Source organism: Rhizobium sp. R339 (assembly GCF_002211395.1).
In the GTDB taxonomy this organism is placed as follows: Bacteria; Pseudomonadota; Alphaproteobacteria; order Rhizobiales; family Rhizobiaceae; genus Rhizobium.
Genome location: NZ_LOKV01000024.1, coordinates 277,912 through 291,728, shown reverse-complemented (window position 1 = coordinate 291,728; position 13,817 = coordinate 277,912). Strand labels below are relative to the sequence as shown.

The 13,817-nt window shown below is 61.3% G+C and carries 13 protein-coding genes; all 13 read right to left on the bottom strand.

Annotation, left to right across the window (positions count from 1 at the left end; translation table 11 throughout):
• Positions 1-9: 9 nt before the first annotated feature.
• The 13 genes from ATY76_RS24300 to ATY76_RS24240 all read right to left on the bottom strand — a co-directional run bounded on the left by ATY76_RS24300 (position 10) and on the right by ATY76_RS24240 (position 13,801).
• Complete coding sequence (locus ATY76_RS24300) at positions 10-1,521, bottom strand: NADH-quinone oxidoreductase subunit M (protein WP_088677242.1); 1,512 nt, start codon at positions 1,519-1,521, stop codon at positions 10-12.
• Positions 1,521-3,521: an NADH-quinone oxidoreductase subunit L gene (gene nuoL / locus ATY76_RS24295; RefSeq protein ID WP_088677241.1), complete on the bottom strand. Its 2,001-nt coding sequence runs from the start codon at positions 3,519-3,521 to the stop codon at positions 1,521-1,523. The genes ATY76_RS24300 and nuoL overlap by 1 nt, the downstream gene beginning before the upstream one ends.
• A 7-nt stretch (positions 3,522-3,528) precedes the next feature.
• Positions 3,529-3,837, bottom strand: coding sequence for an NADH-quinone oxidoreductase subunit NuoK (gene nuoK, locus ATY76_RS24290; RefSeq protein ID WP_010066755.1), 309 nt, complete (start codon positions 3,835-3,837; stop codon positions 3,529-3,531).
• Between the two features lie 23 nt (positions 3,838-3,860).
• Positions 3,861-4,475, bottom strand: a complete 615-nt coding sequence (locus ATY76_RS24285; RefSeq protein ID WP_088677240.1) for an NADH-quinone oxidoreductase subunit J — start codon at positions 4,473-4,475, stop codon at positions 3,861-3,863.
• Positions 4,476-4,619: 144 nt separating this feature from the next.
• Positions 4,620-5,111, bottom strand: coding sequence for an NADH-quinone oxidoreductase subunit NuoI (gene nuoI / locus ATY76_RS24280; protein WP_088677239.1), 492 nt, complete (start codon positions 5,109-5,111; stop codon positions 4,620-4,622).
• Between the two features lie 40 nt (positions 5,112-5,151).
• Entirely contained in the window at positions 5,152-6,195 is a 1,044-nt protein-coding gene (gene nuoH, locus ATY76_RS24275) for an NADH-quinone oxidoreductase subunit NuoH (RefSeq protein ID WP_088677238.1), read from the bottom strand.
• An 11-nt stretch (positions 6,196-6,206) separates the two neighbouring features.
• Entirely contained in the window at positions 6,207-8,288 is a 2,082-nt protein-coding gene (gene nuoG / locus ATY76_RS24270; RefSeq protein WP_088677237.1) for an NADH-quinone oxidoreductase subunit NuoG, read from the bottom strand.
• A 222-nt stretch (positions 8,289-8,510) separates the two neighbouring features.
• The gene (locus tag ATY76_RS24265; protein WP_088677236.1) at positions 8,511-9,176 is read right to left on the bottom strand and encodes a 5' DNA nuclease; all 666 of its coding nucleotides are present in this window, start codon (positions 9,174-9,176) and stop codon (positions 8,511-8,513) included.
• 2 nt (positions 9,177-9,178) lie between these two features.
• Complete coding sequence (nuoF, locus tag ATY76_RS24260; RefSeq protein WP_003558451.1) at positions 9,179-10,483, bottom strand: NADH-quinone oxidoreductase subunit NuoF; 1,305 nt, start codon at positions 10,481-10,483, stop codon at positions 9,179-9,181.
• A gap of 10 nt (positions 10,484-10,493) precedes the next feature.
• A complete protein-coding gene (locus ATY76_RS24255; RefSeq protein WP_088677235.1) occupies positions 10,494-11,654 on the bottom strand; it encodes an NADH-quinone oxidoreductase subunit E in 1,161 nt (386 codons plus the stop codon).
• A gap of 16 nt (positions 11,655-11,670) precedes the next feature.
• Positions 11,671-11,943 carry a hypothetical protein gene (locus ATY76_RS24250; RefSeq protein WP_088677234.1) on the bottom strand — a complete coding sequence of 91 codons (273 nt, stop codon included), beginning with the start codon at positions 11,941-11,943 and terminating at the stop codon, positions 11,671-11,673.
• The gene (locus ATY76_RS24245; protein WP_088677233.1) at positions 11,943-13,133 is read right to left on the bottom strand and encodes an NADH-quinone oxidoreductase subunit D; all 1,191 of its coding nucleotides are present in this window, start codon (positions 13,131-13,133) and stop codon (positions 11,943-11,945) included. Before ATY76_RS24245 ends, ATY76_RS24250 begins: the two co-directional genes overlap by 1 nt.
• A gap of 65 nt (positions 13,134-13,198) precedes the next feature.
• Entirely contained in the window at positions 13,199-13,801 is a 603-nt protein-coding gene (locus ATY76_RS24240; RefSeq protein ID WP_088677232.1) for an NADH-quinone oxidoreductase subunit C, read from the bottom strand.
• Positions 13,802-13,817 lie beyond the last annotated feature (16 nt).

Sequence of the window (13,817 nt, the reverse complement as noted above, 5' to 3'; positions counted from 1 at the left end):
GTCCCGTCATCAATTCATAGACAGCGCAACATTCTGCGCTGCGTGCACGGCGGCCGTGTAGTTGTTGACCAGCAGATCCACCGAGGCGGCCGTCGCATCGAAGACCGGAGCCGGGTAGACGCCGAAGAAGATGGTCAGCGCGATCAACGGGTAGAGGATCAGCTGCTCGCGGGGAGAAAGATCGAGCAGCGTCTTCAGCTTTTCCTTCTCCAGCGCGCCGAAGATCACCCGGCGGTAAAGCCACAGGGCATAGGCGGCCGAGAGGATGACGCCGGTGGCGGCAAAGAGCGCGACCCAGGTGTTGACCCGGAAGACGCCGATCAGCGTCAGGAATTCGCCGATGAAGCCCGACGTGCCGGGAAGCCCGACATTGGCCATGGTGAAGACCATCATCGCGACGGCATATTTCGGCATGTTGTTGACGAGACCGCCATAGGCGTTGATCTCGCGGGTATGGGTACGGTCATAGACGACGCCAACGCAGAGGAACAGCGCGCCGGAGACGATGCCATGCGACAGCATCTGGAAGATCGAACCCTGAACGCCCTGCATGTTGGCGGCGAAGATGCCCATGGTCACGTAGCCCATGTGCGCCACCGAGGAATAGGCGATCAGCTTCTTGATGTCGTCCTGCATCATCGCCACCAGTGAGGTGTAGATGATGGCGATGACGGACAATGCGAAGACGAACGGCGCGAAATAATCGGACGCAACCGGGAACATGCCGAGCGAGAAGCGGATGAGGCCGTAGCCGCCGAGCTTCAGCAGCACGCCGGCCAGGATGACCGACCCCGCCGTCGGCGCCTGAACGTGGGCATCCGGAAGCCAGGTATGGACCGGCCACATCGGCATCTTCACCGCGAAGGAGGCGAAGAAGGCGAGCCAAAGCCAGGTCTGCATCGCCGGCGGGAACTTGTAGGCAAGCAGCGCGGTGATGTCGGTCGTGCCGGCCTGCCAGTACATCGCCATGATGGCGAGCAGCATCAGCACCGAGCCGAGCAGCGTATAGAGGAAGAACTTGTAGCTCGCGTAAACGCGGTCCTTGCCGCCCCAGACGCCGATGATGAGGAACATCGGAATGAGGCCCGCTTCGAAGAAGACGTAGAAGAGCACGATATCGAGCGAGACGAAAACGCCGATCATCATCGTTTCGAGGATGAGGAAGGCGATCATGTATTCCTTCAGGCGCTTCTCGATCGAGAGCCAGCTTGCGAGCACGCAGAAGGGCATGAGGAAGGTCGACAGGATGACGAACAGCATCGAGATGCCGTCGACGCCGACATGATAGCCGATGCCGGTGCCGAGCCAGTTGTGCTTCTCGACCATCTGGAAACCCGGATTGGCATTGTCGAAGCCGAGCCAGATCAAGAGGGAGACGACGAAGGTGAAGACGGTGGTGATCAGCGAGATCCACAGCACGTTCTTGCGGCCGCTTTCGCTCTCGCCGTTCATCAGCAGCAGAAGCACCACACCGACGAGCGGCAGGAAGGTGACCGTTGAAAGAATAGGCCAATCGGTCATCAGAAGGAACTCCCGAGCATCATCCAGGTAACGAGCGCCGCAATGCCGATCAGCATGGCGAAGGCATAGTGATAGAGGTAACCGGTCTGCAGACGGACCACGCGGTCGGTGACGGCGACGACGCGGGCGGCGACACCATTCGGGCCGTAGGTATCGATGACTCCGACGTCACCCTTTTTCCACAGGAAGCGGCCAAGGGCCCGCGCCGTACGGACGAAGAGGAAGTCGTAAAGCTCGTCGAAGTACCACTTGTTCAAGAGGAAGTGGTAGAGCACGCGGTGCTGCTTGGCGAGGATGCGCGGCGTCTGCGGCGAGCGGATATACATGTACCAGGCGGTAACGAAGCCAAGCACCATGGCGATGAAGGGGCTCAGCGCCACCAGCGCCGGCACATGGTGGAATTCTTCCACCAGTTCGTTTTCTGCACCCGTGAAGAGCGCACCCTTCCAGAACTCGGCATATTCTTCGCCGTAGAAGCGGCCTTCGAAGATCACGCCCGCAAGCACCGCGCCGATCGCCAGCAAATAGAGCGGAACCAGCATGACCTGCGGCGACTCGTGAACGTGATGCATGACCTCGTGCGAAGCGCGCGGCTTGCCGAAGAAGGTCATGAAGATCAGACGCCAGGAATAGAAGCTGGTGAACAGAGCTGCGATGACCAGCAGCGAGAAAGCGAAACCTGAGACCGGCGAGTGCGAAGCATAGGTCGCCTCGATGATCACGTCCTTGGAGAAGAAGCCGGCAAAGCCGATCGGCGTGAAGGGAATGCCGACGCCGGTGATCGCCAGCGTGCCGATGATCATCATCCAGAAGGTCACTTTGATGTGCGGCCGCAGGCCACCCATGTAGCGCATGTCCTGCTCGCCATCGACGGCGTGGATGACCGAGCCGGCACAAAGGAAGAGCAGAGCCTTGAAGAAGGCATGCGTGAAGAGATGGAAGATCGCCGCGCCATAGGCCCCTACCCCGAGCGCCACGAACATGTAGCCGAGCTGCGAGCAGGTGGAATAGGCGATGACACGCTTGATGTCGTTCTGCACGAGACCGACGGTCGCCGCGAAGAAGGCGGTGATCGCACCGATCACGGTAACGACGGTCAGTGCATCCGGCGACAATTCGAAAAGCGGTGACATGCGGGCGACAAGGAAGACGCCGGCGGTAACCATGGTTGCGGCATGGATGAGAGCCGAGACCGGGGTCGGGCCTTCCATGGCGTCCGGCAGCCAGGTGTGGAGCAGGAACTGGGCCGACTTGCCCATCGCGCCCATGAAGAGCAGCAGGCAGATGCCGGTCAGCGCATGCGCCTTGTCGAGCTGCATGCCGAAGAGGTTGAGGATCACCTCGCTCGCCTCGCCGCCGCCTTCATGCGGAGCGAAGTTCGAAGCATTGGCGAAGATCGTGTCGAAACCAATCGAGCCGAACAGCACAAAGACACCGGCAATGCCCAGCACGAAGCCGAAGTCGCCGACGCGGTTGACGATGAAGGCCTTCATTGCCGCAGCGGTTGCCGAGGGCTTCTTGAACCAGAAGCCGATCAGAAGATAGGAGGCGAGACCGACGCCTTCCCAGCCGAAGAACATCTGGGCCAGGTTATCCGCCGTCACCAGCATCAGCATGGCGAAGGTGAAGAGAGAGAGATAGGCAAAGAAGCGCGGGCGATGCGGATCGGTGTGCATGTAGCCGATCGAATAGACGTGAACCAGCGTCGAGACCGTGTTGACGACGATCAGCATGACGGAGGTCAGCGTATCGATACGCAGCGACCAGGAAACGTCGATGCCGCCGGACTGGATCCAGCGCAGCACCTCGACCTTGATCGGGCCGCCTTCGGCGTGGCCCATGCCGACCGTGAAGAAGACGAACCAGGACAGGATGGCGGCGATGATCATCAGGCCGCTGGTGACATATTCCGAAGCCTTGGCGCCGATGGCGCGGCCGAACAGGCCGGCGATGATTGCGCCGATCAGGGGAAGAAAGACGATAGCCTTATAGAGGAACATGAGCCACTCAGCCCTTCATCATATTGACGTCTTCGACCGCGATCGAGCCGCGGTTGCGGTAGAAGACAACGAGAATTGCAAGACCGATCGCCGCCTCGGCAGCCGCGACCGTCAGGATGAACAGCGCGAAGACCTGGCCGACGATGTCGTTCAGGAAATGGGAGAAGGCGACCATATTGATGTTGACGGCAAGCAGGATCAGTTCGACCGACATCAGGATGACGATGACGTTCTTCCGGTTCAGGAAGATGCCGAAGACGCCGAGCGTGAAGAGGATGGCGCTGACCGTCAGGTAGTGGGAAAGTCCGATGACCATGTTCTTTGTTCCTTGACCTGCCTTTATACGCCCTGCCCCGGCTTGACCGAAACCACCTCGACGGCGGTGGCGGGCGTGCGGGAAACCTGCCTGGAGATGTTCTGCCGCTTGATATTGGTGCGGTGCCGCAGCGTCAGGACGATGGCGCCGATCATGGCAACCAGCAGCACCAGACCGGCGATCTGGAAGAAATAGACGTAGTTGGTGTAGAGCACGTCGCCGAGGGCGGCCGTATTGGTGCGCTCGCTGAGTGCCGGGATCGGCATGGCGACGGACTTGGCAATATCGGGCGAGATGACGCTGCCGCCGATGACGACAATCAGCTCGGCTGCGAGAATGATTCCGATCAGCGCGCCGATCGGCGCATACTCCAGAACACCGGCGCGAAGCTCGGTGAAATCGATGTCGAGCATCATCACCACGAAAAGGAAGAGAACCGCGACCGCGCCGACATAGACGACGAGCAGGATCATCGCCAGGAATTCGGCACCCGCCAGCAGGAAGAGGCCGGCCGCATTGAAGAACACCAGGATCAGGAACAGAACCGAGTGAACCGGGTTCTTCGCCCAGATGACCATGAACGCCGACGCTATCGCGACAAAGGCGAAAAGATAGAAAAATAGAGCCTGCAGACCCATGTTGGTGCCTTTTTCATCTTCCCCCGGGCAGCCGGGAGTTTCCCTGCCCGATGGAGCTTTCCGCGGCGCTGGCCGGCAAAGCTCCTGTGCATATTGACCGTGTCGGGAGCACTTACGCTCCGTCGCGGCATTTCAAAACGTCAATCAGCGGTACGGAGAATCGATCGCGATGTTGCGGGCGATTTCGCGCTCCCACCGGTCTCCGTTATCCAGAAGCCGCGCCTTGTCGAAATAGAGCTCTTCGCGCGTTTCCGTCGCATATTCGAAATTCGGACCTTCGACGATCGCGTCAACAGGGCAAGCTTCCTGGCAGAAGCCGCAATAGATGCACTTCACCATGTCGATGTCGTAGCGCACCGTGCGGCGCGTGCCGTCGTTGCGGCGGGGACCGGCTTCGATGGTGATCGCCTGGGCAGGACAGATCGCCTCGCAGAGCTTGCAGGCGATGCAGCGTTCCTCGCCGTTCGGATAACGGCGCAGCGCATGCTCACCCCGGAAACGCGGGGAAACCGGACCCTTTTCGAAGGGATAGTTGATCGTCGCCTTCTGGCGGAAGAAATAACGCATCGACAGGAAGAACGCGCCGACGAATTCCTTGAGAAACAGCGAGTTGATGGAGCTGGACAAGCTTGCCATCTTCAACCTCCAATTTTGCCGGAAACGAGAGCGGACATCATCATGCCCATCCCATCAGCTTCAGCACGAATGCAACGATGATGACCATGGCGAGCGATAGCGGCAGGAAGACCTTCCAGCCGAGGCGCATGAGCTGGTCGTAGCGGTAGCGGGGAACGAAAGCCTTGACCATCGCGAACATGAAGAACACGAAGCAGGCCTTCAGCATGAACCAGATGATGCCGGGTACCCAGTTAAGGATCCAGATATCGACCGGAGGCAGCCAGCCCCCGAGGAAGAGGATCGTCGTCAGCGAGCACATCAGGCAGACGGCCGCATATTCGCCGAGCATGAACATCATGTACGGCGAGGAGCCGTATTCGACCATGAAGCCGGCGACGAGTTCCGACTCGGCTTCCGGAAGGTCGAAAGGCGGGCGGTTCGTCTCGGCGAGCGCCGAAATGAAGAAGATGATGAACATCGGAAACAGCGACAGCCAGTGCCAGTCGAGGAACGATGCCGGCAGGCCGAGCATGGTGCCGAGGCCGGTATGCTGCGCATTGACGATATCGGTCAGGTTCAGCGAGCCGACGCAGAGAAGCACGGTAACGATGACGAAGCCGATCGAGACTTCATAAGACACCATCTGCGCGGCCGAACGCAACGCGCCGAGGAAGGGATACTTCGAGTTCGAAGCCCAGCCGCCCATGATGATGCCGTAGACTTCGAGCGAGGAGATCGCGAAGATATAGAGGATGCCGACATTGATGTTGGCAATCACCCATCCGTCGGCGAGCGGCACCACCGCCCAGGTGGACAGCGCGAGCAACACCGTCACCAGCGGAGCAAGCAGGAAGACCGCCTTGTTGGCGCCGGCCGGGATGATCGGCTCCTTGAAGACGAATTTCAGAAGGTCGGCGAAGGACTGGAACAGGCCGAAGGGACCGACGACGTTCGGGCCGCGGCGCAGTTGCACGGCCGCCCAGATCTTGCGGTCGGCGAGCAGCACGTAGGCGATGAAGACGAGCAGGCAGACGAGAAGCAGCAGCGACTGACCGATCATGATGATCGCTGGCCAGACATAGCTCGAAAAGAAAGAATCCATAGTCCCTGCCCTTACTCTGCCGCGACTTTGAAGTTGTTGCGGGCCAATGCCGAGCACTCAGCCATGACAGCCGAGGCGCGCGCTATCGGGTTCGTCAAATAGAAGTCTTTGACCGGCGACGCAAACCCTGACTTGTTCATCTTGCCGGCTTTTTTCGCAACTGCGGCAATTTGGGCGCTATCGGTTTCAGCGATCTCGTCGATGGCGGCGAAATGCGGGAAAGCGGCATAGAGCCGGGCGCGCAATTCGCGCAGCGAATCGAAGGGAAGCTTCTTGCCGAGCACGTCGGAAAGAGCACGGATGATCGCCCAGTCCTCGCGGGCGTCGCCCGGCGCAAAGCCTGCGCGGCTGCCCATCTGGACGCGGCCTTCGGTGTTGACCCAGGTGCCGGATTTTTCGGTGTAGGCCGCAGCCGGCAGAATGACGTCGGCGTGGTGGGCGCCGTTATCGCCATGCGAACCGATATAGACGGTGAGCTTGGCCTTCTTGGCGGTGAAGTCGAGTTCGTCCGCGCCTAGCAGGAAGAGCACATCCATCGCCGTCAGCATTTCGGCGGCATTGACGCCCTTGGCACCGGGAACGAAGCCGAGGTCGAGGCCGCCGACGCGCGAGGCAGCAGTATGGAGAACGGCAAAACCATTCCAGCCTTCGACGACTGCACCGACCGAGCCGGAGAGCTTAGCTGCGGTTGCGAGAACACCGGCGCCATCGCTGCGCGACAGCGCGCCCTGGCCGATGATGATCATCGGCCTTTCGGCATTCTTCAGGACATCAGCGAAGGCGTGGTTGCCGTCGACCAGATCCTTCAGCGTGTCGGGACCGCCGCCGAGATAATCATAGCTGTAGCGCAGTTCGCCTGGCTCGCCGATCACGCCGATCGGGAACTTGCCGCGGCGCCAGCGCTTGCGGATGCGGGCGTTGAGGATGGCCGCCTCGAAGCGCGGATTGGCGCCGATGATCAGCAGCGCGTCGGCCTGGTCGATGCCGGCGATCATCGGGTTGAAGAGGTAGCTTGCACGGCCGAGCGACGGATCGAGTGCCGCCCCATCCTGGCGACAGTCGAGATTTTCCGATCCCAGCGACTTCACCAGTTCGGACAGCGCATACATTTCCTCGACCGAAGCGAGATCGCCAGCAATCGCGCCGATCTTGTCGCCGGAGGTGGCGCTGACGGCGGCCTTGACGGCGCCGAAGGCCTCGGCCCAGGTGGCCGGCTGAAGGCGGCCGTCGCGGCGGACATAGGGCCGGTCGAGGCGCTGGGTCTTCAGGCCGTCCCAGATGAAACGGCTCTTGTCGGAGATCCACTCCTCGTTGATGACTTCGTTGACGCGCGGCAGGATGCGCATGACCTCACGGCCGCGCGTATCGACGCGGATCGCCGAACCGACGGCATCCATGACATCGATCGATTCGGTCTTGTTCAGCTCCCAGGGACGCGCGGTGAAGGCGAAGGGCTTGGAGGTGAGCGCGCCGACCGGGCAAAGGTCGACGACGTTGCCCTGCAGCTCGGAGGTCATCGCCTGTTCGAGATAGGTGGTGATCTCGGCATCTTCGCCGCGGCCGATCAGCCCGAGTTCGGAAATGCCGGCGACTTCGGTCGTGAAGCGAACGCAGCGCGTGCAATGGATGCAGCGGTTCATCACCGTCTTGACGAGCGGGCCGATATACTTGTCCTCGACGGCGCGCTTGTCTTCCTGATAGCGCGAGGTGTCGATGCCGAAGGCCATCGCCTGGTCCTGCAGGTCGCATTCGCCGCCCTGGTCGCAGATCGGGCAATCGAGCGGATGGTTGATCAGCAGGAACTCCATCACGCCTTCGCGGGCCTTCTTGACCATCGGCGTGTTAGTGAAAACCTCGGGCAGTTCGCCATTCGGTCCGCCGCGGATGTCGCGAACGCTCATGGCGCAGGAGGCCTGCGGCTTCGGCGGGCCGCCCTTCACTTCGACAAGGCACATGCGGCAGTTGCCGGCGACCGACAGACGCTCATGGAAGCAGAAGCGCGGAACTTCGGCGCCGGCGTCTTCGCACGCCTGCAACAGCGTGAAATGATCCGGAACTTCGATCTCGTTGCCGTCAATCTTCAGTTTTGCCATCGTCGCTCAGTCCTGTTTCCCGTTTGCCTGAAGACGGCAAACAAACCCATTTTTGCAACAGTCTCATTGCCAAGCCGGATCTTTCGTCCTGCTGGCAGCTGATGTTGCCAAATTCTCTGTCGCGCGTTCCAGACCTGAAACCCGCACCGGCATCTTAGCTCGAGGCCCCCGCCCCTCCGCCGATCTGCCCGTCTTTCCGGCCGCCTGATACGGCCGGACATTTCATTTCTTCCTGCGGCCCCGCCCTGCCAGAACCTTCGCCTGGCCGGCCCAATCGTCGCGCGCGATACGGCCGTTGAAGCCGAGTTCGACCTCAAGCCGGGCAATCTCCTCGTCGCTCCAGGCGGCGATCTCGGCGAAGCTGCGAATGCCCCTGGCATTCAGCACCTCTTCCAGCTTCGGACCGATGCCAGCGATCAGCTTCAGGTCGTCCGCCTTCTTCGTCCTCGCCGCCGGCTTTGCCTTCACGGCGGGGGCCGGCTGGCTGGCCAACAGTTCGCTGGCCGGCTTGACCACCGTCAGTTTCGGTCCTGCCTTCTTTTCCACTACCGGCTTGGCAACAGTCTTGATGTCAGCGCGGATGTTCTCCGGCCGGATATCGACATCCGGCGCCGGTTCTTCCGGCGGCGTGTCGTCGAGGACTGCGGCAAGCTTGCCGGTCGTTTCCAGAGCGCTCTGGAAGGCTCCAAAGAAAGCGCCCGCCATCTGCGTCGAAAAACCGAAGCCGATCGCGGTTGCGGCGGCGAAGGCGGCAGCGGGATGCGCCATCAGCGGATGCACGGGCATTGCCCGTGCATTTTCCAGCACCTCGGCGGCAAGACGGCCGAAGCCAGCCGCGAAATCCGCCGCCTCTTCCCTGTTCCTGCCGCTGGATGCCTTGTCCGCCATGATTATTCAGCCGCCTCCAGAACCGCACCGTGATCGAGCGCGCTTGCCGTATACTGGTCGATGCGCTTTTCGATCTCTGGACGGAAATTACGGATCAGCCCCTGCACCGGCCATGCGGCGGCGTCGCCAAGCGCGCAGATGGTGTGGCCCTCGATCTGCTTCGTCACCTGGAACAGCATGTCGATTTCACGCTTCTGGGCATTGCCCTTGGCCATGCGCTCCATCACGCGCCACATCCAGCCGGTGCCTTCGCGGCAGGGCGTGCACTGGCCGCAGCTCTCGTGCTTGAAGAAGGCCGAGATGCGGGCGATCGCCTTGATGACGTCGGTGGACTTGTCCATGACGATCGCGGCGGCCGTGCCGAAGGAGGAGCCGACGCCGCGCAGGCCGTCGAAATCCATCGGGCAGTCAATGATGTCCTTGGCCGGAACGATCGGGCAGGACGCGCCGCCCGGAATGACGGCGAGCAGGTTGTCCCAGCCGCCGCGGATGCCGCCGGCATGGCGGTCCACCAGCTCGCGGAAGGTGATGCCCATTTCCTCTTCGACGGTGCACGGCTTGTTGACGTGGCCGGAGAGCATGAACAGCTTGGTGCCGACATTGTTCGGACGGCCGATGGCCGAGAACCAGCCGGCGCCGCGGCGCAGGATCGTCGGCGCAACGGCAATCGATTCGACGTTATTAACAGTCGTCGGGCAGCCGTAGAGACCCATATTGGCTGGAAACGGCGGCTTCAAGCGCGGCTGGCCCTTCTTGCCTTCCAGGCTTTCGAGCAGCGCGGTCTCCTCGCCGCAGATATAAGCGCCGGCGCCGTGATGGACGAAGATATCCATGTCCCAGCCGAGCTTGTTGTTCTTGCCGAGCAGGCCATAGTCATAGCACTCGTCAATCGCCGCCTGCAGCGCTTCGCGCTCGCGGATATATTCGCCGCGCACATAGATGTAGGCGGCATTGGCGCCCATGGCGAAGCTCGCGACGACGCAGCCTTCGATCAGCGTATGCGGATCGTGGCGCATGATGTCGCGGTCCTTGCAGGTGCCGGGCTCGGATTCGTCGGCATTGACGACGAGGTAGTGCGGGCGGCCGTCGCTTTCCTTCGGCATGAAGGACCACTTCAGGCCTGTGGGGAAACCGGCGCCGCCGCGACCGCGAAGGCCGGATGCCTTCATCTCGTTGATGATCCAGTCCCTGCCCTTTTCCAGGATCTGCTTGGTGCCGTCCCAGTGGCCGCGGCTCATCGCGCCTTTCAGGGATTTGTCCTTGAGGCCGTAGATGTTGGTAAAGATGCGGTCTTTATCTTGTAACATGCTTCACCTCTTACCGCGGCTTCTTGCCGAAGACCTTGATATATTCCGCTTCGCCGCCCTTGGCGAGCGCCTTGGCCTGCTTGACCCAGTCGTCGCGCTCGATGCGGCCGCGGAAATTCAGGTAGCCATCGACCCAATCGCGTTCGGCTTTCTTCCAGCCTGCGACCTGCGCGAAGGTGAAGATGCCGATTTCGTTCAACGTCGCCTCGATCTTCGGGCCGACGCCCGAGATCATCTTCAGATCATCCGGTGCGGCAGGCCTTTCGATGCCGGCCGGGCGATTCTTGTCGGTCAGGGCAGGTTTTGCCGCCGGAGCGGCTTCGGCCTTGGCGGCCGGGACAGGCTTGGCAGCCGCGGTGCCGGAAACCGGCTGCTCCTCGGCAGCCTTGGCATTCTTCGCTGCCGCCTTCGGCGCCGTTGCCGGCGTCTTCAGCGCGGCATTGGTCTCCGCGTCGGTGCTCTTCGGGCGGGCGGCCTCCGATGGCGGAACCGGAGCGCCGTCGACAGGCGCGGACACGATTTCGGCCTCGGCCTTCTTGGCACGCGCCCTCGCCTTCGGCTCTTCCGTCGTCAGCGAGGTCGGGCCGCCTTCAGGCGCGGAGAATATCCGGTCGATCTGGGTGCCAGGCTTGATGCTTGCGCCGTTGCCGGCGGCAAAGGTGTCAATAATCTCTTCCAGGCGCGCCGGCGTCAGGTCCTCATAAGTGTCCTTGCCGATCATCACCATCGGTGCGTTGACGCAGGCCCCGAGACATTCGACCTCTTCCCAGGACAGCGTGCCTTCGGCATTACGCTCGAAGGGATGGGCGTGGATCTTGCTCTTGCAGACCGACATCAGCGCTTCCGAGCCGCGCAGCATGCAGGGCGTGGTGCCGCAGACCTGGACATGGGCGCGCGTGCCGACGGGATGCAGCTGGAACTGCGTGTAGAAGGTCGCGACCTCGAGCACTCTTATGTAAGCCATGTCGAGCATGTCGGCGATTTTTTCGATCGCCGCGCGCGTGACCCAGCCGTCCTGCTCCTGCGCCCGCATCAACAACGGAATGACCGCCGATTGCTGGCGGCCGGCGGGGTATTTCTGGATCGTCTTGTCCGCCCAGACCGCATTTTCATCGCTGAAGGCGAATGCGGCAGGCTGAAATTGATCTTCGGCTAATCGACGAACGGACATTCTTCCTCACGCCTTGTCAGTTTAGGGTTCCACACCGCGACGCAGTCAAGGACTGCATCTCGCAGGCATAGGCCGACTGGTCTTTCTGCATAAACACTACGAATTTGCCGCCGTTCGGAACGGCAGCCTTGATCTGATAGCCCTTGGACAAAAGCTCGCCCATGGACGATTGCGCTGCCGGCGGCGTCACTTCCTTATGCCCCAACGGCGTGCCGAGGGTGTCGGCCTCCTGAGCCGAAACTCCGGATGCCGAAAGAAGAAGCGCGACGACGAGCGGCAGACGCTGCATCAGCGGTCCACCTCGCCGAAGACGATGTCGAGCGAGCCGAGAACGGCCGCGACGTCGGCAAGCTGGTGACCGCGGCACATGAAGTCCATCGCCTGGAGATGAGCATAACCGGGCGCGCGGATCTTGCAGCGATAAGGCTTGTTGGAGCCATCGGAGACGAGATAGACGCCGAACTCGCCCTTCGGTGCCTCGACGGCGGCATAAACCTCGCCGGCCGGCACATGATAGCCTTCGGTGTAAAGCTTGAAATGGTGGATCAGCGCTTCCATCGAGCGCTTCATCTCGCCACGCTTCGGCGGCACGACCTTGCCGTCGATCGACGAGAAAGGACCGGTCTTCGCATCGGAGAGCAGGCGGTTGACGCACTGCTTCATGATGCGCACCGATTCGCGCATCTCGATCATGCGGATCAGGTAGCGGTCGTAATTGTCGCCATTCTTGCCGATCGGAATGTCGAATTCGAGATCGGAATAACATTCGTAGGGCTGGGCGCGACGCAGATCCCAGGCGGCACCCGACCCGCGCACCATGACGCCGGAGAAGCCCCAGGCCCAGCAATCCGCCAGCGACACGACGCCGATATCGACGTTGCGCTGTTTGAAGATGCGGTTGCCGGTCAACAGGTCGTCGATGTCGTCGAGTGCCTTCAGGAAGGGGTCGCACCAGTCGCCGATATCCTGCACGAGCTTTTCCGGCAGATCCTGGTGGACGCCACCCGGACGAACATAGGCGGCATGCATGCGCGAACCCGAAGCGCGCTCATAGAATACCATCAGCTTTTCACGCTCTTCGAAGCCCCAGAGCGGCGGCGTCAGCGCACCGACGTCCATGGCCTGCGTCGTGACGTTCAAGAGATGCGAGAGGATGCGGCCGATTTCCGAATAAAGAACACGGATCAGCTGACCACGGATCGGGATCTGGATGCCGAGCAGCTTTTCGACGGCCAGCGCATAGGCATGCTCCTGGTTCATCGGCGCGACATAGTCGAGGCGATCGAAATAGGGCACGGCCTGAAGATAGGTCTTGGTCTCGATCAGCTTCTCGGTGCCGCGGTGAAGCAGCCCGATGTGCGGATCAACCCGCTCCACAATTTCGCCGTCAAGCTCCAGGACAAGACGAAGAACGCCGTGCGCCGCCGGATGCTGCGGTCCGAAATTGATGTTGAAGTTGCGGACGTTATGTTCTGTCATGGCGATGGGCTCGCGTTCTCAGATAACCAGTGAGTGGCAGGCACAAGCCCACCAGCCGCCTGAATTTATTGCTTCGCTTTTTCATCGCCGGGCAGCACATATTCGGTGCCTTCCCAAGGCGACATAAAGTCAAAGTTTCGGAATTCTTGTTTGAGCTCAACCGGCTCATAAACGACGCGCTTTGCCGCGTCATCGTAGCGAACTTCGACGAAACCTGTCGTCGGGAAGTCCTTGCGCAGCGGATGGCCTTCGAAGCCGTAGTCGGTCAGGATGCGGCGCAGGTCCGGATGGCCGATGAAGAGCACGCCGTACATGTCCCAGGTTTCGCGCTCGAACCAGTCGGCGCCCGGATAGACGGCGCAGGCCGAGGGAACGGGCGTATCCTCATCAGTCGCGACCTTGACGCGGATGCGCAGGTTCTGCTTCGGCGACAGCAGATGATAGACGACGTCGAAACGGAGTTCGCGCTGCGGCCAATCGACCCCGCAAATATCGATCAGGTTGACGAAGCCGCATTTGGCATCGTCACGCAGGAAAGTCAGCAGCGCGATCAGGTTTTCACCCGTCGCCGTCAGCGTCAGCTCGCCATACTTCATCTGCGAGGCGGCAATCAGGTTGCCGCGCGCTTCGCCAAGATAGGACGCAAGCTCAGTCAGGGCTTCACTCATATGCCTTGTCCTTAAC